The following is a 25,721-nucleotide window of genomic DNA, read 5'->3' on the forward strand; positions in this document are numbered from 1 at the left end:
CGCGAAGTCGGCTACCATGCGCGAACGATCCATCGTGAAGGAGCGCTTCATGTGCCGCTGGCTCGCCTATACGGGTAATCCGATCCATCTGGAAACCGTGCTGTTCCGCGCGAAGCATTCGCTGATCGACCAGAGCCTGCATTCGGAGCTGGGGGCGACGACCACCAACGGCGACGGCTTCGGCATCGGCTGGTACGGGCGCCCCGACGAACTCCCGTTCCGCTACCGCTCCGTGCATCCCGCTTGGAACGACCGCAACCTGCGCGAAGCCGCACGCGCGATCCGCTCGCGGATGTTCATCGCGCATATCCGCGCGGCTACGGACACGCCGGTACAGGAAACCAATTGCCACCCGTTCCGCCACGGCCGCTGGCTGTTCGCGCACAACGGGCTGATCCGCGACTTCCACAAGCTGCGCCGCGACCTGACGATGAAGGTCGATCCCGCGCTGTTCCCGACGCTCGAAGGCTCGACCGACTCCGAACTGATGTTCCGCCTCGCGCTGACCTACGGCCTCGAGCAGATGCCGCTGCCCGCGCTCGAGCGGATGGTCGGCATGGTCGAGGAAACGGCCGCGCGGCACCGCGTGGCCGAACCGCTCAACATGACGATCTGCGCGACCGACGGCGAGCGGATCATCGCGGTGCGTTATTCGAGCGAACGGCAGTCGCGTTCGCTGTTCCACAGCACGTCGTTCAAGCACCTTCATGAGCTGTATCCGCACAACCCGCGCATCGCCGAAGCCGGCGACGACGCGTTCATGGTCGTGTCCGAGCCGCTCGTCGACCTGCGCGGCGCGTGGGAGGAAGTGCCGGAGAGCATGGCGATCGTCGCGCAGGGTGCTGATGTGCAGCAGCGGCCGTTCAGTCCGCGGCGGAAATAGCGCGGCAGGCTGCCATACGCGCCGTCAGGCGCGGCGCGAAAACCGCATCCGAACCGAATCAAGTCCGGCGGGCAGCCGGCGCGAACGGTCGCGCGGCCGCGGCAGTGCGGTGAACCCGAGCCGTTCGTACAGCGCGCGGGCCCGCACGTTGCGGGACAGCACGTCGAGGACGACATCGCCGCTGCCGTCGGCCGGCAATGCCCCCGCGTCCAGCGCGTCGCGGAACAACGCACTGAAGATCCCCGTGCCGCGCTGTCGCTCGTCGGTTGCGCAATGCGCGACGAGAATCTGCGACCGCTTCGGCGCCGGAATTTCCGTTTCGAGAATCAGCCCGCGCAACAACTGCCCCATCGTGCGGCGCACGCCGAAGAAGCGCGCCAGTGCCCACACGACATGCACGTCGTCGAACATCGTCCGTTGCCCGTCGTGAATCGCCATCACGGCGAGCACGGTGCCGTCTTCAGCGACCGCGACGCGATGCCGGCGCCACGAGAAGCGCCCATGGCGCGACCGGAATGCCTGCTGCAGGAAAGCGATGCAGCGCGCATCACTTTCGCCGAGAAAAAACCCGAATTCCGCCACGCCGGACGCAAACACGAGCGGCCCGCACGACGCCGCGTCGTTCGCCTCGGCCGCACGAAACCGCACGCGCTCGCCGGCACGCGGAGCCGCTTGCGCGAACGCACCGGCCAGCGTCATCCGCTGCGCCCCGCGAGTCGCGACAACACGGCGACCGTCCGGCTGATCTGTTCCGGCTCGTGCGTCGAGCAGATGAAGAAGCGCAGGCGCGCAGCCTTTTCCTCGACGGCCGGATAGAAGATCGGCTGCACGTTGATCCCTTCGTCGAACATCGCATTGGCCCATTGCGCGGCCTTCAGCGAGCTCCCCGTGATCACCGGCACGACCGCGAACCCGGCACTCGTGCCGGTATTCAGCCCGGCGGCGCGCGCTTCGTTCAGGAACTGCCGCCCGCGCGCCTGCAGTCGCGCGACGCGCTCCGGCTCGGCCTGCAGGCGCTCGAGCGCGGCCAGCGACGCTTCGGCGAGCGTCGGCGCCAGCCCGACGCTGTACAGGAAGCCCGGCGCCAGATGGCGCAGCATGTCGACGAGCGGCTGGCAGCCGGCGATGAAGCCGCCGCAGCCGGCCAGCGTCTTGCTCATCGTGCCCATCCACATGTCGACCTGGTCGGGCGCGACGCCGCAATGCTCGCGGATGCCCTTGCCGGTCGCACCGAGCACGCCGAGCGAATGCGCCTCGTCGACCAGCAGGAATGCACCGTGGCGCGTTTTCACGTCGACGAAGCGCTGCAGGTCGGGGAAATCGCCGTCCATGCTGTACAGCCCTTCGATCGCGATCAGCACGTGCCGGTATTCGCGGCGTACGCGCGCGAGCAGTTCGTCGAGCGCCTGCCAGTCGTTGTGCGCGAAACTCAGCCGCTTCGCGCCGCTCAGCTGCGCGCCCTGCACGATGCTGTTGTGCGCGAGCGCATCGTGGACGATCAGGTCGCCCGGGCCGAACAGTGCGCCGATCACGGTCACGTTCGTCGCGTGGCCGCTCACGAACGCGACGCAGTCGTCGGTTTCGTAGAACGTGGCCAACGCACGTTCGAGATCGCGCTGCACCGGGCGTTCGCCCGCGACCATCCGGCTCGCCGATGCCGACGTGCCGTACCGGTCGATCGCGGCCTTCGCGCGCGCGGACACGTCCGGATCGCCAGCCAGGCCGAGGTAGTTGTAGTTCGCGAAGTTCAGGTATTCGCGCCCGCCGATCTGCGTCGTCGCACCGGCGACGCCGTCGTGCACGCGGAAAAACGGCGAGTCGACGCGCAGCTTCTCGCCCATCTCGCGCATGATCCGGACCTGCTGATACTGCGGCATCGATTCGAAGCGGCTGCGCGCCGATGCGGTCTGCGCTGCCTGCGTGCCGGGCACGCCCGGTGCCGCGGCAGCATCCGTCGCGCGCTCCAGCTGCCGTTTCAGCGCTTTCGCCGCCAGTTGCTGGCGAAGATGCTCTCCCAGTGCCATTGCTTCCTTCGCTTAATCTCGAAAAGACGCTATGTTACGCCGCGCGTCATGAAAAGACGTGGTGTCACGCGTCGGAAAACTCGGCCCACTGCCACGCGTCGGGTGCGGCCAGCAGCGCGTCGACCAGCCGGAAATTCATCTCGTGGCTCGGCCGCAACGCGCTCACGCGCGCCAGCAGCGGCGCGCCGGCCAGCGCGAGATCGCCGACCAGGTCGAGCACGCGGTGCCGGACGAATTCATCCGGCAAGCGCATCCCGCCCAGCACGCGGCTGCCGACGATGGATGCGGTACACGACGGCCGTGCGCCGCGCAGGATCGGCACGCCGCGCAGATAGCCGGCGACGATCGCCGGCACGGCCCATTTCACGCGCCCGTACGAGCGCGACGGCGCGATTTCGGTTTCGAATGCGGCCGGCGTCAGCGCACCGTCCCAATGCATGTCGCCGAAGCCGCGCAGGTCGTTGCGCACGCTCAGTTCGTAACGCGGCGCCGGCTCGACCCGCATTTCGCGCCGCTGGTCGCCTTCGCCGTCCGTGACGACGACGGGCCGCAGCACGCGGATGAAGCGTTTCGGCGCATCGAGCGCGACCCGGCCGCACGCGTGGATGGCGTCCACCCACGGCGTGGCGCTGCCGTCGAGAATCGGCACTTCCTCGGCGTCGATCTCGACGATCGCGTGATCGATCTCGCATGCGAGCAGCGACGCGAGCAGATGCTCGATCGTGCGAACGCCGACGCCGTCGGCATTGCGCAGCATCGTGCAGAGCGGCTGGGCGCGGCGCAGCGCGGGATCGACCGGCAGCGTCGCGAGCGTGCGCCCCTGCGCGACGCGACGGAACACGACTCCCGTCACGCCGTTTTCCGGCCGCGCGGGCAGGATCCGCACACCCACCCGGCGCCCCGTGTGTAGCCCGTGACCGTCGATCGCCAGCGGACCTGCCAGCGTGCCCTGGCGCGTCGCCCAGCCGGACGGCGCGCTCATCGCGCGACCTCCAGCGTCGGCGACACCTGGCCCGCCACGGGCGCCGGCCGCGTATCGAGCATCGCGCGCGCCTCGCCTTCGATCGCGTGTTTCGCGGCAAGCGCCGCGACGGCTTCCTGAGCGGCATCGGTCGCCGCCCCGGCGTCGGACGCATCGGCCGACGCGCCGATCGAATCGACGATGCGTCCGGCCAGCGTCGTGACCGACGCGCCCTCGGCAATCGCCATCACCGACAGCTTGACCTCGAACGCTTCCTCGACCGCCAGGCCGAGTTCCATCCCCATCAGCGAATCCATGCCCATGTCGAGCACCGACTTGTCGAGCGCGATGCGGTCCGGCGTCATGTGCAGGATCCGCGCGATCTGTGCCTGCAGCGTCCGGGCAACCAGCGCGATCGCTTCGTCGCGCGGCAACGCCAGCACTTCTTCCCGCAACTGCGTGCCGCCGTCGCGCGCATCGCCGCCCTTCGCATGCGATTGCAGCAGCGAATACCGGCGTGCCTTCGCGGCGGGCATCCCGCGCGCCACGGCATGCCAGTCGAGCCGGACCACGGCTTCGCCGGCCGCACCCGCGACCAGCGCGCGCTCGAGCGCGGCCATCGCCTCGTCGGACGTGATCGATGCACCGCCGATCCGCGACTGCAACGCCTCGCGCGTATCCGCGTGGCGCGCGAGGAAGCCGACGTCCTCGAGCGGGCCCCACGCCATGAACGTGCCGGGCAACCCGGCCGCGCGACGATGTTCGACGAGCGCCTCGAGGAAAGTGTTGGCCGCGACGTAGTTCGACTGCCCCGGGTTGCCGAGATAGGTCGTCGCCGACGAATAGACGACGAACAGGTCGAGCGGCAGCGCGCGTGTCGCGCGATGCAGGTTCCACGCGCCGGCCACCTTCGGGGCGAGCACCGCGGCCATGCGCGCATCGTCGAGATTGCGCACGAGGCCGTCATCGATCGACATCGCGGAATGCAGCACGCCCTTGAGCGGGCTGCCGCGCCGCGCGATCGCGGCAATCATCGCATCGACCGCCGCGGCATCGGTCACATCGCACGAGACGACTTCGACCGTGACGCCGAGCGTCGCGCGCCAGCGCTCGACCTCCTCGCGGGCCGCACCGGCAAGCTCGCCGGAACGGCTCGCCAGCGTCAGCCGGCGAGCGCCGCGCTCGACCATCCAGCGCGCGCTCGCAAAACCGAGCCCGCCCGTGCCGCCGACCACCAGATACGTGCCATGCGGATCGAGCGCGAGCGAGCCCGCGCGCGTGACGCCGCGCGTCGGGGCCGGCGTGCCGGACGGATAGGTCACGAGTACCTTGCCGATCTGGCGCGCCTGCTGCATGTAGCGGAATGCATCTTCGGCCCGTTCAGCGGGGAACGCGCGATACGGCAGCGGATGCAGCACACCTGCCGCGAACAGCGCCATCACTTCGCCGAACAGACGTTCGGTCAGCTCCGGCAACGCACCCATCAACTGGTCGGCATCGATGCCGAAATAGCTGATGTTGTTGCGGAACGGCCGCAGCCCGATATGGCTGTTTTCGTAGAAATCGCGCTTGCCGAGCTCGAGGAAACGACCGAACGGACGCAGCGTGTCGATGCTGCGCACCATGGCTTCGCCGGCGAGCGAATTCAGCACGATGTCGATGCCCTGCCCGCCAGTCAGCACGCGAATGTCGTCGGCGAACGCGAGGCTGCGCGAATCGAGCACGTGGTCGGCACCGAGCAGGCGCACGAACTCGCGCTTCTCGTCGCTGCCGGCCGTCGCGAACACTTCCGCGCCGAAGTGGCGCGCAAGCTGGATCGCGGCGATCCCGACGCCGCCCGCGCCGCCGTGCACGAGCACGCGCTCGCCGCGGCGCAGCCGCGCGAGTTCGACGAGTGCGTAATACGCGGTGAAGAACGTGGTCGGCACGGTCGCCGCTTCCTCGAACGTCAGACGCTCGGGTTTCAGCGCGATCGCTTGCGCGCGCGTCCTGACGCGCGTCGCGAACGAGGCCGGCGCGAAGCCGAGAATCGCATCGCCCGGCGCGAATGCCGTCACGGCGCCGCCCACGCGGACGACGCGGCCGGACAGTTCCATGCCGATCGTCGCGCCCGCGAAACCGGTCTCGACCGCCTCATCGGACAAGAGCCCCATCGCATACATCACGTCGCGGAAATTGAGGCCGGTCGCAACCGGCTCGATCTCCACCTCGTCCGCGCCCAGCTCACTTTCCGGCAACGTGAACCATTCGAGATTGCGCAACGAGCCCGGTGCATCGAACGCGAGCACGGCCGCACGCGCGATCGCGCCGTCGCTGCGGGCCGCGGCCTGCGCGGCCGTCAGCATGCGCGGCACCAGACGCCCATGTGCGCCCAGGACGACTTCTTCCTCGACTGCCGAGCCGGTCAGCTCGCGAATCAGTGCGTCGGAAATCCCGTCCACCGCGCGATCGACGTCGATCAGGCGGCACGCGAGTTCGGGATGCTCGTTCGCCAGCACCCGACCGAGGCCCCACAGCGTCGCCTGTTCCGGATGCGCATTCGCAGCCCCGGCGAACGGCGCGCCGCCGCGCGTGACGACGGTCAGGCGCGTGGCCACGTTCGGCTGCCCGCCGAGCGCGCGGACGAGCGCGGCCAGCGCGATCGCGCCGTGACGCTGCGCAGCCATCAGGCCGTCGCCCGTCGCCGATTCGGCCAGCGGCGTTTCCGGTGCGCAGAACACCACGTGCGCCGGCTGCCCGGCCGGCAACGACGCGATCGCGTCGGCCGCATGCGTGATGTCCACGATGTCGGCCGGATAACCCGCGCGCGCCAGCGCATCGGCCAGCTGCCCGCCGAAACCGCCGGCGGCACCCGGCGCGTGCATCACGAGCCATTGTTCGTTGCGTGCGAGCGTATCGAGATCGCTCGGGTCGTCGGTGCGTTGCGCAGCAGCAGCGCTCGCGGGGTTGCGCGCGATGACGAACGTCGGCGTACCGTCCAGATCGAGCGATTGCTCGACGTGCCGCACGACGTCGACGTAACCCGCGCGTGCGAGGGCTGCCTCGAGATCCGCCGGCGCCAGCGGCGCGGGGGCAGCGGCTTCCGTCGACGTTGCCTGCGAGGCGAACACGATGTCGGAGAAGCGGCCGTGGCGCGACTCGGCCAGCAGCAGCAGTCCGCCCGGCGCCAGCCACGACCGCATTGCATTCAGTGCATCGACCACATCATGACGGTCGCTCAGCGCGCGGTTCGCGACGATCAGGTCGTAAGGCCCGGCGTCATCGGCCGACAGCGACAGCCGCTCGCCCGACTGCAGTGCCACCGTGCGCACCGCCGCTTCCGCATCCGTGTCGAACCCGGCCAGCTGGCCGGCCGTCGCCGCGATCGTGTGGTCGCAGCGCGCGGCAGCGAGATGCATGCCGAGCGTCTGCAGCACGTCGCCGTCCGTCGCGCCCAGTTCGAGCACGCGTAGCCGGCGCGCCGGCTGCCATGCATCGACCGCCTGCTCGACGCTTGCGGTCAGCAACGCGTGCACGTGCTGCCACGTCGGCGACGCGGCAAGGAGCTGCTCGACCAGGCTGTGCCCGGTCGGCGACAGCAAGCGCGCGCCATCCTTCGCGCCGCCCAGCACGTCGGGCAACGCCGCGCCGCAATGCGCGAGCAGCGTCAGTTCGGCCACGTGCCCCGGCGATTCGGCCAGCAGCCCGCGCCACAGCTCGTCGAGCGGCGGCAACGCCGCGCACGCTGCGTCGTCGCGCACGAGCAGCGCGCCGTCGCGATGAGCGAGACCATCCTCGACCAGCATGTCGGCAAGACGCGCGGCCAGCGCCGCACGCCCGGCCGCCGGCTGCCACGTGCCGGCGAATGCGCCGAGCGCATCGAACGCGCGGAGCGCGTAGAGGCTCGCCAGCACGTCGAGCAGCGGCAGGATTTCGGTCAGATGCTGCGTCCGGCGGACGTCGTTACCGGTTGCGTCCAGCCGCGCGACGGCCTGCGCGAGCAGCGCGTCGGGGGCCGGCAAACCGGCTGCATCGACGTCGCCCGGCAGCGGCATGTCTTCAAGGCGATAGACGAAGCGTGCAGGCAGGTTCTGCCGACGGCCGACGAGATCGACGCGCCGGAACCGGCAACCGCCGAGCCGCGCGACGATCGCGCCCCGCGCGTCGAGGAATTCGAAATGCGCGACGATCGAATGCGGGCTGTGCCGGTCGATCTGCACGCGCACCCGCTCGACCGTGTCGCCGCGCAGATAGTCGACCCGGCCGATCTGCACCGGCACGTAAGCCGGATGCTCGCCTTCGCGTGCGTGCGCCGCCAGCAAGGCGAACAGCGGATGAAACCCGCTGTCCATCAGCGCCGGATGCAGCAGATACGCGGACAAGGCCCGCGCATCGCCGCATGCGGCCGGCGCGGCGACATCCGCCAGCGCCGCGCCGTCACTCGCGGCAACCCGCACGGTGCGAACCCAGCGGAACGCCGGCCCGTAGCCGAGGCCGATGGCCGCGGTGTTTGCGTACAGCGTGTCGCCGTCGGCCGCGGGCAGCGCGAGCAGACGATCGAGCGCGGCGGACGGCACGACGCTCGTATCGCCGAGCGCGTTGCCGCTTTCCAGCATCCGCCCGGTTACGTTCAGCGTCCACGCGCTGTCGGACATCCGGTCGCGCGTCTCGATCGTGAAGGTCGCGGTGCGCGGCTCGATCACGAGCCGGAACAGTTTCGCCTGCTGCGGCTGGAATACGACCGGCGTGCGGATCTCGACGTTTTCGAGTGCTGCATCCGGTGTATCGAAGAAGGTCCGTGCCGCGGCAAGGGCCATTTCCACGTAACCCGCGCCCGGGAACGCCACGCCGCCGTCGACGACGTGATCGGCCAGCATCGGCAGCTTCGCCGGATCGAGCTGGTTTTCCCACGCGAATGCGTGCTCATGCAGGCGATAGCCGAGCAGCGGATGCTCGCGGCGGCGATTGACGAGGCCGTAGCCTTCGACGGTCGGCGTCAGCCAGAAGCGGTCGCGCTGCCACGGATAGAACGGCAACGCGGCGCGCGATTCGCCCGGCGCGAAGCGGTCGGGATCGACGCTCGCGCCGTGCGCGATCGCCGCGAGAATCGCCTGCCGCAGCGTCGCCGCACTGCCGTGACCGCGCTTGAGCGTCGGTAGCGCCATGCCGGTTGCACCGGCGGCCGTGAGCGCCTGCTTCACGTACGTACGCAGGATCGAATGCGGCGAAACCTCGACGAACAGGCGCACGCCCTGCTCGATCAGATGCGCGATGCCGTCGCCGAAGCGCACCGGCTCACGGATATTGCGCCACCAGTAGCGTGCGTCGAGCTCGGTGCCGGCAAGCGCGCCGCCGGTCACGGTCGACACGTACGTGCCGTTGCCCAACTGCGGCCGCAGGCTCGCCAGTTCAGCCAGCACGACCGGTTCGATGCGATCCATGTGGCTGCTGTGGAACGCGTAGTCGAGATCCAGCATCTGGAAGAACTTGCCGCTGCCGCGCAGCGCCGCCTCCAGTGCCTGCAGACCCTGCAGCTCGCCCGCGAGCGTCACCGCATCGGGGCTGTTGATGCCGGCGATCTCGACACGGCGCGCAAGCCCGTGGCGCGCGATCAGTTCGCGCGCCGCTGCATCGCCGATGCCGACGGCCGCCATCCGGCCGCTGCCGCGCGTCATCGCCTGCGCGCGGCTGCGGATCTTGATCACGCGCACCGCGTCGGCGAGCGACAGCGCGCCCGTCACCCAAGCCGCCGCAATCTCGCCGACGCTATGGCCGATCGCCGCGTCGTAACGCATCCCGTGCGCGTCGATCACGCGGATCATGCCGACCTGGATCGCGAACAGCAGCGGCTGCGCGTTCTCCGTCGCGGCGAGCCATTCGGCGCCCTGGCCGGCCAGCCATTCCGCGCTCGGGCCACCGCGCATCACGTCGACCAGCGACGGGCTGCCGTCGGCGCACCACAGCGCGTCGACTTCGTCGAGCGCCGCGCGGAAGACGGCGTTCTCGGCATAAAGCTCGTTGCCCATCCCGACCCATTGGCAGCCGTTGCCCGAGAAGACGAGCGCGGTGCGTGGCGTGTCGGCCGGGGCCTGGCCGGTCGCCACGCAGGCGGGCAACCCTTCCGGTGCCGGCTGGGCCAGCGCCGCGAGTGCCGCACGGCCTTCGGCCGCGTCGGCCGGCGCGACGATCGCACGATGCTCGAGCCATTGGCGGCGACGTGCGGCCGCGGCGGCAAGCGCCTGCCAGTCGCCGCCGTTGTCGAGCATCGACAGATAGCGGCCCGCGAGCGCGCCGAGCGCATTCGCGCTGCGCGCGGTCAGGACGAGCGGAGACAACTGCGCGTGAGTCGGCTCGGGCGCGGCCGCCGACGTCTGGTTTGCAGCCGGCGCCTCGGTCAGCACGACGTGTGCGTTCGTCCCGCCGAAGCCGAACGAGTTGACGCCGACCGTCAGCGGCGCGTCGCCCGCGTCGAGCGGCATGAAGCGATCGACGACACGCAGACGCCCGCCGTCGAAATCGATGCCCGGGTTGGGCGTGACGAAATGCAGCGAACGCGGTACCGCGCGATGCTTCAGGCACAGCACGGCCTTCAGCAGCCCGGCCATGCCGGACGCCGTTTCGAGGTGGCCGATGTTGGTCTTCACCGAACCGATGAGCAACGGACGATCGGCCGGGCGCTCGCCCGACACGACGTCGATCAGCGCGCGTGCCTCGATCGGATCGCCGACCGCCGTGCCGGTGCCGTGCGCCTCGAGATACGCCAGGGACTGCGGATCGATGCCCGCGCGCGCGTAGACGCTGCGCAGCAGCGAGGCTTGCGCGGCCGCGCCCGGCACGCTGATACCGCCCGGCGAGTGGCCGACCGAGTTCACGCCGGAGCCGGCGATCACCGCATGGATCGTGTCGCCGTCGGCGAGCGCGCGATCGAGCGGCTTGAGCAGCACGAACGCGCCGCCTTCCGAACGGACATAACCATCGCCGGTCGCATCGAACGCGCGACAACGGCCGCGCGGCGACAACATCGACGCCTTGGAGAAACTGACGAAACCGAACGGGTGCAGCAGCAGGTTGACGCCGCCCGCGAGCGCCACGTCGGCTTCGCCGGACTGCAGCGCCTTGATGGCCTGGTGGAGCGCGACGAGCGACGACGAGCAGGCCGTATCGACGGACATGCTCGGGCCGCGCAGGTCGAACAGGTAGGACACGCGGTTCGACGCGATACTCAGGGTGTTGCCGGTCGCCGAATACGGATCGATCACGTTCAGATCGTCCATGTTGCGGTTGCCGTAATCCATGCTGGCGGCGCCGACGAAGACGCCGCAGTTGCTGCCGCGCATGTCGGCCGGGCGCACGCCCGCGTCCTCGAACGCTTCCCATGCGAGTTCGAGCAGCAAGCGCTGCTGGGGGTCCATCTGGGCCGCTTCGCGTGGGGAAATGCCGAAGAACGCGGCATCGAAGCCGGCGACATTGTCGACGACGCCGGCCGAGAACGTGTAGCTCTTGCCCGGTTCGCGCTTGGACGGGTGCTGGTAGAAATCGGTGCCGAAGCGATCGGCGGGGATTTCGGTCACTGCGTCGCGTTCGTCGCGCAGCAGTTGCCAGAAGTCGCCAAGATCGTTAGCGCCCCCGGGAAACCGACAAGCCACCCCAATTATTGCAATCTTACTGTTCATCTTTTATGTCGCTTTCTCGGATGCGCACGGTTGTTGCGTGCGGTTTCCGTCATCTTGTACCACATGCAGCAGTGCCGATCCGAGTTCCTCGGCCGCCAGATTTCGGCATTCGGGGGTATCTGCGCCGTAATTCCGCCAAATGAAGTAGTCGCTGTGTTGCGGATTAACGCCGAGCTTCTCGAAGACATGAGGCAAGGCGGGAACGTGGTCGCCGTAAAAACAAACGACTGTTTCACGATCGCTGGTGCGCAAATAATCGAGCAAGCGCCCGATCATTGCGTCTGCATTTTCAATGTGCCGTAAATATGCCGTCAAGTCGCGCCAAGAGGCGTCTTCGCCAAGAGTATGCCTCGAAGACGATTCACCAGGCAAAACCTGCTCGAGGTGCAGCGGGCCGTGGTTTTCCATCGTCATCGCGAAGATGAAACGCGGTTTCTCGCCCTCGCTTTCCAGCGCCGCGATCACTGCATCCAGCACAGCTGCATCGGAGATATACGGACCGGCACGCGACGCATCGACAAAGTATTCGATGTCGAGAAATGTGTTGAATCCGAGCAACGGAAAGACTCGATTGCGGCCAAAGAAGTCGCCGTAGTACGGATGAATCGCCAGCGTTTCGTAACCGCCACGACCAAACCAGCTTGCGATCGACGCGCACGCACGGCGCACGAACGCATACGGATAAAAGCGCGCATAGCCGAGGCGCTCGAACGGCAGGCCGGTCAGCATTGAAAATTCCGTGCGCATCGTATTTGCGCCCCATGCCGGCACCGAAAGCTCGCCGTAGCAAACTGCTTCGCGTCTTGCTCGATCAAATTGGGAAAGCATTGCAGGCGCAATTGCCGGTGAAATGCGTCGCACGTCGAACAGCGATTCGCTCTGGATCACGATGACGTCGGGGCGCTTCCCCGACTTACCGGCGACGAACGGCCCCGATTCGACCACGCGTCGGAAGGCTTCGAACGTCGCGGGCCGCATGCCGTTCAGCAAGTATGCGATGAAGACTGCGAAAAAACCGTGACGGCGCTGATCTTCCTTGGCATCGAGTGCCAATGGCAAGCGAGCGGCAAAGTATCGCGCCAGTAAGAATGTAAAGACGACAACGGCCGCCAACGCGAACGCCGGACGCGGCGTGATCGGCGCCTCGCCGAGATAGCCCGCGACGACGAGCACGATCCCTGCGCCAATCGCCACGACCTTGCCTGCGCTCAGGAACGGCAGATAGAGCCGCGGGTGCGAGAAAAGCTGGCTGAAGAGGCTGAGATCGGTAAAAACGAACGGTTCGCGCAGAGATTCGTACTTGGCGTTACTGACGACCGCGACGAGCCCGACCAGCGCGACCGCGACGGACGAAGAAAAGATCGGACGCGCGGTGACAAGCAACATCAGCGCCGCAAGGAACACGACGGAAAGCACGTGCAAGAACAGCGCATCCGCGCGACGCCGCAACGGAGCACGCGGAACTGCGATCAGATCCGGCAGAAACGACACACCAGCCGCAACGGCGAACGGAGCCCAGATTGCGCCCGTCAATTTGCGTCTTCCTTGCCGGGCAGATACGAAAGCTTGTCGAGAATCGCATCGGCCAGTGCGATGGGCAGCACGGTCAGGATACGCATGCCGAACGCAAGCAGACCAGGGAACGCGATTTCCGCACGCCCGGCATCGAGCTTCCTGCGAATATATGCGGCGGCCTGCTCGGCAGTCCACATGAACGGCTTGTCGCCGGGAAAAACGTCGCTCATCGACGTCTTGACGAAACCGGGGAGAATGACCGAGACACCAATACCGTCGCGCTTCAGTAGCGGACGGACAGAATCGGCGTAGGCCTTGATCGCCGATTTGCTCGCGCAGTACGCGGGCGAGATGGCCATGCCGCGAAGCGCGGCGAGCGAACTGATCGCGGCGATACGACCATGCTTGCGGGTGCGCATACGCTCGACAATCGGGAGAACCGTGTGCATCGCACCGTAGAAATTCGTATCGACGACGGTGGAGATACGGTCGAGGTCCTCCCAGTCGGACGCGGAAGACAGCGTGCTCGCGACACCCGCGTTGGCGATGAGCAGGTCGATCGGATACTGATCGTCGAAACGATGCAGCCACACACGAATCGGATCGACCTCCCTGACGTCGACAATACCGACGATCACCTTTGCGCCGCGCGCCCTGCATGCCGCCGCAGTCAATTCGAGCTGTGTCTCGTTCCGGCCAACGATGCCAAGTACGGTATCAGGCTGCGCGTATGCGAGCGCCAGAGCGCGGCCGATGCCCGCACTCGCACCGGTGACAACGACGTGCCGAACTGACGCGTTAGCCATCCGCACGCTCTAGCCTGGCAACCGCGCCGGCAATGGCCATCGTTATACCGGTCCGAGTGTAGAAATCGCCGTTGATCTGGGTGTGATGCATCACGTAGTCGAGGAAAGCGTGATAGAGGTCCATATCTGGCGGCACACCTCCAAGCCAAAAGTCATCGAGATCACCCTGCCAGGTTAGGCCGCTGAAATTGTAGATAGCCGAGCCAAGTGCAACCAGCGGCCGCTTGTGATGCAATGCAGACAAGCCGACTGTGCTGTTGATAACCACAACCCCGCGCGCTCGTTCCAGCAATGTCGGAAGATGGCCGGCATCAATGAAACGAATCCGATTCTCCATGCCTGCGGCACGCGCAATTTTAAGCGAAAAGTTCCGATACTCGATCAGCCCGGTATCCAGTGGGTGATTTTTGATCACCAACAACGCATCTTGCGGCGCGTATCGCGCGAAAGACTCCAAAACATGACTGATCGCTGCTCGAATCCCATCGAAGGACGAATGCACGACGATTTGCGCATCCGAATTCAATTGCAGCGGAAACAGGTAGTAAGTCCGTCCGCTGTCGAGCAACTCGCGCGTAACCGTCTCTGCTTCGCGTCGATGTTTGCGCTGCAGAAGCATCCGAACGGCCAGCCCCGAATATTCGAAGAAGCCGTTTTTCGGTCGGTGGCTACGATACTTCGGAAACCGGGGCCAGCATACCGTGTTCGCAAAACGATACGTGATGTCGTGGAAGGCACGCTCGTACAGGTTGTAGCCCGTGGCCTCCCACTGCTTGGCGGGGGGCGTTACGCTACGTTGCTGCAGATACCATGCGGGGTCGCGCGGCAACAACGAGCGCCCGTTGACACCGTGACGCTCCAGCGTGATCCAGTGCGGTCGAACATAGCCTTCCTCGAACACATGGACACGCAGACCGTGCGCCGTCGAGACTGCCAGCATCTCGCGATGGATGTCACGGCAGTCGCCAAACATGATGACATCGGTGATCCCCTCCCGCCGCACGATATCGTCATACCATTGAGGTAAACCCTCGATCCCACCGCTATAATTTAAAACAGTCCCAACTCCACCATACAGCAAGTCGCCGCCGCAAAAATTAACGCGGTGGACGGCAAATCCCCTGCTCCGTAGCGCACGCGAGAGTCGATAGAAAAAAAGCGAGGCAGTGCCTTGCAGCACGAGAAACGAGCGCGGCATCTAGGTTATTGAATGGAAATCCGAAGAAGCACGAAATGTTTGCGCAACGCCTTAGCAAGGTAAATGTAATGAGCGCAACCTTTCGAGCCAGGCTCTGTGGCTGAATGAGGCGACAATGACCGCCGGAGGTGTGGAGGATACCGCATTGCATTACAAACGAGAAATATCTGTCGTCGTCAAAAAAACGACATCTCTCGCCCGTCAAAAACGATTTCGTACATGCGTCACATTCTTGCGGATGAGCCCGCTCGACGTCGGGTCGGCATCTACGCCAATCGTACTGTCATACCCGCTTCACCGTTTCGCGCGTCCCGGAGGCGTGCACCTGCGGCCCTCACATTCCGACGAATCCAGCATGCCTTAAGATGTCGTCGGCCATGTTTCATCAATCCAGGCCCAAATTCGGCAGACCACGGCGCGCCGAAGTCCGCCCCGCCAGCACAACTCGTACACGCCGAAATACAATCCAACACGTCACAAGGTTATCCGTTGAAGCTGGGCGGACACAGCTTCACGCGCCCACCATTCGCCGCAGCCTCGTCGTCAAATCCGCGACTTCTCATCGGTTGCGAGCACCACTTCCAACGAAGCGCGCCTGTACATTCGCCTGACCCAGCCAACAACGTCATCGCGCATTTCTTTTAACGCCTCACTTTCCATGGAGTCCGCCGCGATCCGTTGCCTGCGCCGCAATCGATCGGCGGAAGAATCGTTTGACCCTCCCGATTCCCCTGATTATCGGCCGCCATGCCCTTGCCAACGGAAGCACGTCACGCAAAGCCATTGGCCCCCCCTCCAACCGCAACTCGTTAAAGAGACGGCTCTGTTGAGCACTCAGTTCCTCATGTCTACGCGACAGATCCCCATAACCTTCCTGCAAACTTCTTAGCGCTAGTAGGTTGGCAGCGTTTTCGGCAAGAGCGGTTTCTCGAGCTTCCGAGATTGCCGCCAGTTCCTGCCTATGGCACTCGCTTGCAATATGTGCTCGCTCGATCTCACGAGCCTGTTTGTATTCTTGATCCGCCGCAAGGTTATCAAGAGATAAACGAAGAGCATCTCGATCCTGCATCAAGCTATTCCGCTCTTGAATTAGAACCTCTCTCTCGCGAGCCAGCCTGTCTCGCTCGCAAATCAGGCTCTCGCGCTCTTGAGTCAATTCATCTCGCTCATGAATCAGTCCGCCCCGCTCGTGGATCACACCGTCTCGCTCTTGAACCAACCCATCTCGCGCTTGAATCAGATCATCTCTCTCGTGAACCAGCCCGTTTCGCTCGTGAATCAAGCCTTCTCGCTCATGAACCAATCCGTCTCGCTCGTGAATCAGGCCTTCTCGTTCTTGCACCAACCCATCTCGCTCGCGAATTAGACTCTCTCGTTCTTGAGCCAGCCCATTTCGTTCGTGAATCAACCCGTCCCGCTCGGAGTGAATGGCCAGACGACGGCTTGCTCTTTCCCGGTACACATTGAGCATGACTTCCGAGATGAGATCATCACTAAACCTCATCAATCCCATTAACTTATATGCAGCATAGTCATAAAATTCTTCGATAGGATGGAATTTCGCCTCACCGTATGGCGCATCAAAAGATGTAATCGAAAAACGACCATTTAAATCAAGAACATTCAACTTCCCCAACAGGCCATCAATCTTCGCCCAAAGCAGGTCGACCCACCAATTTATTTCGGGCGAATCAGAATCACCCAACCCCACCACCCCGTCATGAGTTATCTTGTTAGCGCACGCTCGCCTTTTCATAGCAACAAGCGGAACACCAATCTCTTCAGACAACTTAATCAATTCCATCAGATAGTGATAATAAATCTCCAAATAATGATGACTTCGCGGGGAAATTCTGGTCCATCCATTTTCTATAAATCCGTCCGGCCACTTCCAATTCGGCGCCAACATTGCCGACTCCATATCGGAAATAATACAACCGTCTTTTTCATAATAATCGTTGGTAAAATCACTGGTTGGATCAAAAAGCAAAAACGCATAACCACCCGCCCTCAATTTGCGCTGCGCCTGCTTTGTCAACTCAAAATTTATCCGATCTGACAATTGATTGTCATGCGATTCAAAGTAGGTGCGACCATCTACTTTCTTGGACATCAGACAAGGCACACTTACACGCCACAGATGCGTGACATCTGCCAATCGATTCATTCTCCCAGCGAGAATTTCGGTGACGCATCCCCCGATGCTCAATATTTTAGGCTTTTGCAGGATCGAGACTGGGGCCCGCTCGCCTTCGGTGATGTCCGCCCTGATTACTTGAAAAATTTCGCTAATGCTCATGATTTCTTGATTATCACCATCGCGCCGACTGGAGCAGCGGGCTGCTCGCTCGTCCCTGTTCAGCCGCTGCAGCGCCCAGATTGTCCGACGAGCCGGGCTTTCTACAGGCTTATGCCTTCCATACAGAAAACTTTACAATCCGCACATACTGACACAAGAAGTATATGTTTCTTGACGAATAGGAAATAACCCGGAGCAAAGGCCTGCCCGTTTGTTGCAAACTGACCACAATGCGACACACTCCCTCCACACCCCCTTGACATACCTCAACTGGCTCGAGGGCTAGTTGAGTGTGGCGAATTTCACGGTCGACCCTGCCTAACTCGTCAACTTATACACATCTCCGCCCTCGCTGCGTTGATCCCCCCCTTTATTACCTTCAATTACATAGCGCTGCGTGAGCGAACTCTTAGTGGATTGTGTTTGTTCTCTTTTTTGTGCGAACACCTTGCCCTTGAAAGCTGACTGCTGGGCAAAGGTAAAATTCGCGGCACTTGACCGTGGCTACGCACAACTGAACACGCGAGCGACGGCATCAGCGACGAATAACTGATCAGTCAAGACTAGTCGGGGTTGTATCGAGACGATAGTGACAAGGCCAGTAACGTGTGCCGGCAAGACACCAACGAACTGGCGTCCAATGGTGTGAGCGATTGGATTTGGACGTCGAGCTTACTGCCTTCCGATGACCCGTACGGGGCTACTAGACACCGCTGAGTCGAGCAAGCGCCATTGGACTTAGCTGGACACGAATGTGGGTATGCGAGCCGAGAGATGCCCGAGACCGGCGCGTCGACATGACAGACCGTTTCATCTCGTGATGCCTGCCGCGAGGTCTTCTCCAACCGCGTACTAGATCAGCGGCGCTCCAACCACCGACTGCATTTCCTTGAGTATGGCCCTAGCACAGGCAGAAGGTGGGGGCTGAGGCTTGCGACTGGGAATACTACCTCGTTGATGTAGTCCGCGAACTGACTTTAGGGGATGCGACCGGGGTTACCCCCGGCCGACGAAACACTGGATCTCTCATTCTGGTGAGAGGTGGTAACAAGAGAGAGTCAGAAGGAGCAGAACTCTCCCCGACCGGCAACAATTAGCAGCTCATATCAAGCTGCATGTGCGTCGGAAGAGCGAATTCGACATTCAGGTCGCAGTTCCACATGCCATTGTCCGTTGCCTGAAACCCTGCTCGCGCATACAAATCGCGAGATAGAACATTCTTCTCGGTTTCCTGTGAGATCCCTAGGGCAGAGTTCAGCCCTTCCTCTCGCATCGAGTTCATGATGACGCCGAGTGCAGCCATCTCAACGCCGAGGCCAATAACCCGGCAACTCATCACGAACTGCAGGACAACGTTTTCTTTAACGAGGGCCACACAAACAATACCATACTGGGTAAATCGATCGTCAACGTCAAATGCATAAATCTTCAAACCACTATTTATTTCAGAATTTACCTCCTCAACAGTCCAGCGCCTTCCAGTCGTATTGAATTGATTTGTTTTATTGATCAACTCAAGACATCGCTTGAAATATTTATCAGACGAATCCAGAACAACATTGCATCGAATCTTAATATTTAGAGACCGAAGAAATTCATCGTGATCCATTGACAATCGGTCGTTCTCACGCTGAATGACACTCTTTATCGATTCGGTTCGGGACGAAGATTCTCCGGAAATAAATGGTACCTGGGTTTCGGATGACCACAGCAAGATACGGCGAGTATAATAAGGATTAGATCCTATAACCCGTACATCGGGAAACATCGACTGAATAATATCGCGCTCGGCAGGATTATCATCGATATAGACGGCATTCTGCGCGAGTAGGTTCGTCTCCTGCAGAATCTGACGCATATTTTCGTGCTTTGGGAGCCAGTTTGCCTTGACCGATACGAAGTTACTGATCGGGAAGACATTTCCATAGTTCCGCTCCCACGCACCGACAGCATTCTCGTGCTCATTCTTACTGATAATCGCCAACAGAATACCGCGGCGCTTGAGCAACATAAGCGCTTCGACAAATCCGAGAGGCCAGCCAATCGTCATAAAATCACGAGAATTGTCTTCCTCTGCTGCGATCCCGCGCCACGCCGTGTCATCGAGATCAATAATCACGATTTTCACTGCATCAACTTGACGAACGATACGATACATCGACAGGATTTCATCACGCAAAGCGCGGTATCCGTCATCTGTCCTTACCGAGTAGTACTCGGTTACCGGACCTAGATCCTCCAAACGCTTTTGGCTATCTTGCCGATTTGATTCGTAATGTTCGTATTCAATGTTCTGAATGAAACCACCATGACTCAATGACCAGATCGAATCATCATTTAGATATTTTTTCCCGAATGTCGACGACACGCCATCCATGTCAATGACAAATGCGTTGTCCATCTCATCAACTCGGCGAGAAAGGCTCTCATTGATCTTCTCCATGAAGTAGCACGGGTTGCGCAAATCATACCGAGGCAACAATTTCCCAACCGGATTCTGTTGAGGCACAAGAAAGTTACCAATAAAGGTAAGAATTTTGTGACTCTTCAACCAGCGCGTGGCAACATCGAGAAGGTCAAGCGTCGTCTTCTCTGCGTTAGCAAACCTTTTTTCTTCGGCGTCAATGTCTGCGTACGAAAGAGGGAAATAGGTATAACCCGGGATTATCCTATCCATCGGCAGAAAGACAATTTGCAAATCGTAGGTTTCGATCGGCTGCGGCGGCTGAAAGAGTGGGTCCATCAAGGACTGTATATGAACAAAATCACAATGTATGCCGCTCTCCAGCAGAAAACCGCGGATGTGGTCAGCGGTACATTGCCCAATAACCAAAACTCGCTGAAGGGATCCGCTCGATCTCGATAGATCGGTTGGACAACGAAATGCCGTCCCATCATGCTTGAAATCGACGTTAGCAAATTGCTTCATATAAATATACTCTCTTCACTCGAGTGTCTATATAAACACAGATATGGCGATATGCACAAAGCGGCTTATTATCATATCATGCGATCTTCCTCTAACCCACCTCTGGCAATCCCTCGTTCATAACCAGAGCCTTGCAATTGGATATTCCGACACCTTCGACTGCACAACTGCGTTGGACGTACGCAGTCGGTTCTAAACAACTCCTTTGCTCGCTGACGGCGTTACACCCAGCTGGGTTTTCGCCCATGACGGCGGCCAGAATTGAGCGTGAAGAAACCGCAGCGCCCTCAGAATCATCCGCACGTTGCAGCGACCCGCACCGCACCTCGCTCAACGCATCGCCAAACCTGGTCCCTGAGCCAGTCGCGCCCGAGGTCGCCAGTCGCCGTCATATCGCCGATTGCTGACTCCATCGCGCTGCGCCGCTTGATCATCGCTCTCAATGTCGGTGTGATCTCGCGCCTCAAACACGAGTGGGAAATCGTCGCTCCGGGGAGCGTCAAGCCCCCGTACCCCCGATCCACCAACGGTTTCAATTCGCCCAAAACCTTCGCCCGCTCCAACGCCTCTTTCAGCGTGTGCCCGTCGTACGGATTTCTCAGCATCGAGCGCACACTCGCCACCAGCCCTCCTTTTGTGTGGTCGTGATCGACACCTGCAAGCCGAACTCGTCCGGCTTGCGCGCTCTTCCCTTGACCAGGGACTCGACTTCCGACGCGTACCGTGCATAGAGTTTGTGTTTACTCTTCGGCTTCTGCGACAGAACTCGTTTGGCGCGGCCATTTAATTCTTCCACGCCGGCGTCTCCCAAGCGCTTGCGCCGGCTCGTCAGCGTTCGGTGGCCGATCGGCGACTCGTTCCGCAGGTTCGTCTCGCCCGTGAACACCTGCCAGTACAGCAGTTCCGCGATGAGGCGCCGCGAGGTGGCTGGGCGCTCCCGCTTCGACATGAAGCTATCCTCCATCGCAGCGCTCGACCGGTCGTCGATCGGATCGGCTAGACACACCGGTAGGTGCTTCAGGGGGATCGGCTCTAGCAGCGGATACCGGTACAAATTTTCCTCGTTCATTGAAGCCTTCGGCCCCATCCACGCCTCTGCGGAAATTGCAGGATTGCCGCGCCAATATGCTTGATTCCGGCGATTGCAGCAACGTCCTTTTATGCGCAATGCCTTGTCCCGCAACGACCGTGAGAATTGTTCAGAATCAACTCTTCACGCTCGCCTTTGTGCGCAAACACCGTGCATTTCAACGCACCCGGCCAAATGGAAATCGAATTGTTCAATATCGACAATGGCGATGCACGCCGGTCAAGCGTACGAGGACATGGATGGAACGATGGGTAGGCTTGCCGCAGCCCGGAGAGAGAGGGGCGAAAAGGCGTCGGGGCTACATAAGATGTGCTTGCTTGCGTCCGACCTATGCAGCAATGCAAGAGCGAGTGCCGCTGTGTTCCCAGCGCGTGGATGTCGACACACGAGTCGAAAAATGTGCGAGGCAAGGGCCCCAGCATGAACCAAAGTGTGTCGGACGGGTAAGTACGCGCGGGCAATGCGCCGGTAGGAGCGACACATACCCGAGGACCACCTGTTCGCTTGCCCGACCGTGCGCTGCCCAGCATGGCAAAGCTGCGATCGGGCGCCAGCAATAGATCACCCTCGTTTGAAATCCAACATCCAAACCACCCGTGCTGGGAGTCTCAACAGCACAATGTATAGCACCTCATCAATGCAACGCAATCTGCCACCCTTGTGCGAGTCAAGAATGCGCGCCGTCGACAAAATTGGTGGCTTTCCCGGGTTATAAGTACCGTTTCCAACTACGCAATCTTACGAATGGGCTCAAGACGAGCGGACCCATTTGCGCAATCTTCCAGTCAAGGTTTGCGAATCGCGTGTACCTGAAGCCTGGGCGACGACCTCGTCACCCAGATAAGAATTTCGTTTTCGCGTGCCGTCGACGATGCTAACCAGATCGCGAAGCTGCAGTCGCCCCAGATATTCGTCGGAAAACGCAGGTGTATAGTAAACGCAATCGTCAAAGAAATAGTGCGTCACCTGCGACCAGCGAGATAACGCAGGATCGATTTGCGGACTCCCGCCGTGCAGCAGATTGGCACACCATATCAGCGCTTGCCCTTTCCTTGCCTTGAAAGTCCTGATTTCGGCGCCCTTGGCTTCCACCATCGCATCCCAGATTTCCTGATACGGCAATTGCGCCGATTCACTGGACGTCCCAAACCCGCGCCGACCGGCCATCGCGTTATCGATCATCGGCCAATTGTGCGATCCGGGAACCAGATGAAGTGGTCCTGCTTCCGATGAGATATCTTCCAACGCGACCCACACCCCGCACATGAAACGCTGGGGAATCGACGAGAAATGGACCGCATCGGTATGCAATTTTTGCTGCGTGCCGACCCTGAAATTAAGCGTCTGAAATGGAAAGGCAGTTCGGCCATACAAGCGGCCAAGCAAATCCAAAACTTTGCGGTTGGTAGCGATCGCTTTGACATCAGGGTCGTTAATCCATGCATCTTGGATACGCCCCACGCCATAATACACACCATCACTCCCGGAACCCGTGTCAGCGAACAGCGGTGCCAAATGATTCCGGATGCGTGTAATTCGTGAATCGAGTTCCGGATCCGGAAAATCGATCACCACATAGCCGTCACGGTTCAGCGCGACTGCGATCTCGCGCTCCTCACGCGTCAACTCTGCATGTGTGACTTCAATATCAAAAAGTGGCGACTCAATCAGTGGAGTACCCGGCAGCAAGCGTTTTTTTTCATCCATGACAATTTCTTCCATTCCTTTATCCGATCACCCCGAGGCAATTCAGAGAGATCACAGCGCTGTGCAATCCAAAATAAGCACATCATCCACGAAGCCGCTTCAAAATAGAAAGCGCATAGAATTAAAATTATTCGTATCGATCATTCACGCCATGGAGCATACATTCTCGGGAAGTCAGCAATAGCAAAATCCTCTCTATCGAGCGTCAGGTTTTGATTGTAATACGGATCATTCAATTGATCGGTATTCCACCGGACAAGCATGAAGCTCTTTTCTCTGTTGAACCTGGCACGCTTCTCGGCCGACATCTGATCGTCCCCCCTGCTGTAGGACTCGAAGTGATGCAGGACTGCGTATGGTGTCCACACGATTCTGTAACCCGCTTCTCGTACGCGGAGGCACAAATCCACGTCATTAAATGCAACCGGAAGATTTTCTTCATCAAAACCACCGACCGCACGAAATACATCTCGACGCATAACCAGGCATGCTCCCGTAACTGCCGAGAAATTTTGTACAAGAGATGCTCTTCCTGCATATCCCGTGTGCGTCGATGGATATAATCGGTGCGCATGGCTCGCGAAGCCGCCGATCCCTATCACCACGCCTGCATGCTGGACGAACCCGTCGGCATATAGAAGCTTTGCCCCCACGGCGCCAATATCCGGGCGTAACGCGTGCGAAACCATCTCCCTCAGCCAATCCGGCTCGATTGCCTCCACATCGTCGTTGAGAAAGCACAACACATCACCAGACGCACGTTCTTCTGCAAAATTATTGATTGATGAATAATTAAAAGGAAAATCATACCTCAATACAGAAACATTGCTTCTCAGCGACAACGATTTCAGAAAACCGACTGTCTCCCGATCTTTGCTTTGGTTGTCTACAACAATGATTTCCAGATTTTCATAGTCAGTTCCATCGATTATGCTAACGATGCATTTTTTCAGAAGTGGGCCACCATCCCGCGTCGGTATGATGACAGAGACCTTGGGGGTGGGATTGGGTATCGGATATCGCACCCGATAAGTTCCAGCCAATTCGCCCCGCGAAACATTCACACCAGGCTGATCTTTGAAAAATTCAGAAAGCGCCCTTTCCTTTGCGTTACACGCGTCATTTTCTACATCCGGGTCGATCGAGCCGCACACACCGAGTCGACGTAAATGATAGAGCACACGCGGAATATGACGAATCTGAGACGGCGTGCTTTTTTTCACACACCTGAGCGTTAGATCACGATCATGCCCCCCCTCATACTCGACCCGGAATCCACCTACCTCGCGCAGGAGCGACGTTCTATAGGCAACCGACCGAGATATCATGTCGTGTGAAAAGAACAAATCTGGATTCCAGGAACTCTTGAAAAAAGCGTTACCTCGAACGTCAAACTCATCGATTTCATCGTTGTCGGAGTAGATGATATTCAGATCATCAACCTCGTTGACTTGCAAAGCTATGAGATATAATGAATGCGGCGAGAGAACGTCATTCTGACCGAGAGTCGCAGAAAATTCTCCAGCCGCCAACTCCAGAGCACCCATCGCAATAGCCGATACATATCCACCCGAATTCATAAAGATGACCTTTATCCGACCATCTTTTTCAGAAACAGATCTCAAATATGAAGCCACTTCTGATGCAACGGCTTCATCTGCAGCAATACACAGCTCCCAGTTTTCATAAATCTGCGCCAAGACCGACTGGACGGTCGATTCCAGATATCGCACGGACGTCCCGTACACTGGAACCAGAATGGAAATCAACGGTCGCCGCGCAAACGAATCCATGTGTCGCCGAATTGAATCAATATCGGATGGATGCAGTGTATCGAATTTTTCCACGTATGACCTGTAATCCAGCGAAACGGAATGAAAGCGCAGTTTTGCGCAATCGGCATACGCCCCCTTCAAGTCAGTCAACAGGCGCCCCAAGGTTATATTGTATTTTTTAGCGCGATCGGTATTCTTAAATTTTATAATGTCCCCAACGGTCCATTCGACCATTCTGGCAACTCTTTCCACGCACGATATTTCTGTTATCCGCAGAAATTCCAGCCTGACCGCTCCCTCACCCCGCATCGGCGACAAACGCAAACGGCGTGTATTGCGCGGAATTCTGACGATCTGCTTGATATTTCCCGAGCGGGCCGCGGGAATGACAAAGGATTCCGCATCTGAAAAGCCCGATCCTGTATCGACGTAGAGCCGAGCCACTAGGTTCGCACCACGTCGAATCATCATGGACTCGACATAGACCCAGCCGAGTGGAATGGACTTACCCTCGTCCTCCGACTCAAGGTCAAAAACAGGATCGTCTCCCACTGACGTCCAGTCGGCCGACGCCTCCCCCGACAAAACCAAGTCCCTGGCCGGAATGACCTTGAATCGAACGGTTCGACGAACTATCGACAGGAGAAAATCTTTCATATAAATCGAAAATGGATGAATCCGGATCGACGGCATGACAAGCCGACACGAGAAACCGGCCCACCCTACAGAGGAATATTTTACGAGGGCGCAAGACGACCCGCCCAAACAGGCTGCGGGTAAAGACTCGGGGCCGCCACCACGAACAGCGGAGCCACGGTACACCTGGAGGCACCAATCGCTAGCGTACACGCCCTGTCATGCAATCGTTCCCTGTCCGCGCTT

The 25,721-nt window shown here is 60.7% G+C and carries 12 protein-coding genes and 1 pseudogene; 1 reads left to right on the top strand and 12 read right to left on the bottom strand.

Going from position 1 to position 25,721, the window contains the following annotated elements; all coding sequences use genetic code 11:
- The first annotated feature begins 49 nt into the window (after window positions 1-49).
- A complete protein-coding gene (locus E9536_RS31900; RefSeq protein ID WP_059698879.1) occupies window positions 50-883 on the top strand; it encodes a class II glutamine amidotransferase in 834 nt (277 codons plus the stop codon).
- Window positions 884-907: 24 nt separating this feature from the next.
- Here E9536_RS31900 and E9536_RS31905 read toward each other — a convergent pair whose 3' ends face one another.
- The 12 genes and pseudogenes from E9536_RS31905 to E9536_RS31960 form a co-directional block, all read right to left on the bottom strand.
- The gene (locus tag E9536_RS31905) at window positions 908-1,582 is read right to left on the bottom strand and encodes a GNAT family N-acetyltransferase (protein ID WP_136472076.1); all 675 of its coding nucleotides are present in this window, start codon (window positions 1,580-1,582) and stop codon (window positions 908-910) included.
- The gene (locus tag E9536_RS31910) at window positions 1,579-2,907 is read right to left on the bottom strand and encodes an aminotransferase class I/II-fold pyridoxal phosphate-dependent enzyme (RefSeq protein ID WP_027788280.1); all 1,329 of its coding nucleotides are present in this window, start codon (window positions 2,905-2,907) and stop codon (window positions 1,579-1,581) included. The genes E9536_RS31905 and E9536_RS31910 overlap by 4 nt, the downstream gene beginning before the upstream one ends.
- A gap of 64 nt (window positions 2,908-2,971) precedes the next feature.
- Window positions 2,972-3,889 carry a UDP-3-O-acyl N-acetylglycosamine deacetylase gene (locus tag E9536_RS31915; RefSeq protein WP_136472078.1) on the bottom strand — a complete coding sequence of 306 codons (918 nt, stop codon included), beginning with the start codon at window positions 3,887-3,889 and terminating at the stop codon, window positions 2,972-2,974.
- A complete protein-coding gene (locus tag E9536_RS31920) occupies window positions 3,886-11,520 on the bottom strand; it encodes a type I polyketide synthase (protein ID WP_136472080.1) in 7,635 nt (2,544 codons plus the stop codon). The genes E9536_RS31915 and E9536_RS31920 overlap by 4 nt, the downstream gene beginning before the upstream one ends.
- Window positions 11,521-11,523: 3 nt before the next feature.
- Window positions 11,524-13,053 (bottom strand): LTA synthase family protein, encoded by a 1,530-nt coding sequence (locus tag E9536_RS31925; protein ID WP_136472082.1) that lies wholly within the window; start codon window positions 13,051-13,053, stop codon window positions 11,524-11,526.
- Window positions 13,050-13,841, bottom strand: a complete 792-nt coding sequence (locus E9536_RS31930; protein WP_134255603.1) for an SDR family NAD(P)-dependent oxidoreductase — start codon at window positions 13,839-13,841, stop codon at window positions 13,050-13,052. The genes E9536_RS31925 and E9536_RS31930 overlap by 4 nt, the downstream gene beginning before the upstream one ends.
- Window positions 13,834-15,039: a capsular biosynthesis protein gene (locus tag E9536_RS31935; RefSeq protein WP_134255604.1), complete on the bottom strand. Its 1,206-nt coding sequence runs from the start codon at window positions 15,037-15,039 to the stop codon at window positions 13,834-13,836. The genes E9536_RS31930 and E9536_RS31935 overlap by 8 nt, the downstream gene beginning before the upstream one ends.
- 649 nt (window positions 15,040-15,688) lie before the next feature.
- On the bottom strand, window positions 15,689-17,338 hold the full coding sequence (locus E9536_RS31940; RefSeq protein ID WP_240690337.1) for a hypothetical protein: 1,650 nt from the start codon (window positions 17,336-17,338) through the stop codon (window positions 15,689-15,691).
- Window positions 17,339-18,431: 1,093 nt separating this feature from the next.
- Window positions 18,432-20,267, bottom strand: coding sequence for an HAD-IIIC family phosphatase (locus E9536_RS31945; RefSeq protein WP_136472084.1), 1,836 nt, complete (start codon window positions 20,265-20,267; stop codon window positions 18,432-18,434).
- A gap of 192 nt (window positions 20,268-20,459) precedes the next feature.
- Window positions 20,460-21,354: pseudogene (locus E9536_RS31950) on the bottom strand (hypothetical protein).
- 753 nt (window positions 21,355-22,107) lie between these two features.
- Window positions 22,108-23,079 (bottom strand): phytanoyl-CoA dioxygenase family protein, encoded by a 972-nt coding sequence (locus E9536_RS31955; protein ID WP_205710473.1) that lies wholly within the window; start codon window positions 23,077-23,079, stop codon window positions 22,108-22,110.
- Between the two features lie 125 nt (window positions 23,080-23,204).
- Window positions 23,205-25,496 carry a glycosyltransferase family 2 protein gene (locus E9536_RS31960; protein WP_134255607.1) on the bottom strand — a complete coding sequence of 764 codons (2,292 nt, stop codon included), beginning with the start codon at window positions 25,494-25,496 and terminating at the stop codon, window positions 23,205-23,207.
- Between the last annotated feature and the right edge of the window lie 225 nt (window positions 25,497-25,721).

The sequence above is a fragment of the Burkholderia sp. LS-044 genome, assembly GCF_004803625.1.
GTDB classification, from domain to species: domain Bacteria; phylum Pseudomonadota; class Gammaproteobacteria; order Burkholderiales; family Burkholderiaceae; genus Burkholderia; species Burkholderia cepacia.

Coding starts and splice junctions, on each gene's coding strand:
- E9536_RS31900 (WP_059698879.1), top strand. CDS start 50: ATGTGCCGCTGGCTCGCCTATACGGGTAATCCGATCCATCTGGAAACC.
- E9536_RS31905 (WP_136472076.1), bottom strand. CDS start 1,582: ATGACGCTGGCCGGTGCGTTCGCGCAAGCGGCTCCGCGTGCCGGCGAG.
- E9536_RS31910 (WP_027788280.1), bottom strand. CDS start 2,907: ATGGCACTGGGAGAGCATCTTCGCCAGCAACTGGCGGCGAAAGCGCTG.
- E9536_RS31915 (WP_136472078.1), bottom strand. CDS start 3,889: ATGAGCGCGCCGTCCGGCTGGGCGACGCGCCAGGGCACGCTGGCAGGT.
- E9536_RS31920 (WP_136472080.1), bottom strand. CDS start 11,520: ATGAACAGTAAGATTGCAATAATTGGGGTGGCTTGTCGGTTTCCCGGG.
- E9536_RS31930 (WP_134255603.1), bottom strand. CDS start 13,841: ATGGCTAACGCGTCAGTTCGGCACGTCGTTGTCACCGGTGCGAGTGCG.
- E9536_RS31935 (WP_134255604.1), bottom strand. CDS start 15,039: ATGCCGCGCTCGTTTCTCGTGCTGCAAGGCACTGCCTCGCTTTTTTTC.
- E9536_RS31940 (WP_240690337.1), bottom strand. CDS start 17,338: ATGAGCATTAGCGAAATTTTTCAAGTAATCAGGGCGGACATCACCGAA.
- E9536_RS31945 (WP_136472084.1), bottom strand. CDS start 20,267: ATGAAGCAATTTGCTAACGTCGATTTCAAGCATGATGGGACGGCATTT.
- E9536_RS31955 (WP_205710473.1), bottom strand. CDS start 23,079: ATGGAAGAAATTGTCATGGATGAAAAAAAACGCTTGCTGCCGGGTACT.
- E9536_RS31960 (WP_134255607.1), bottom strand. CDS start 25,496: ATGAAAGATTTTCTCCTGTCGATAGTTCGTCGAACCGTTCGATTCAAG.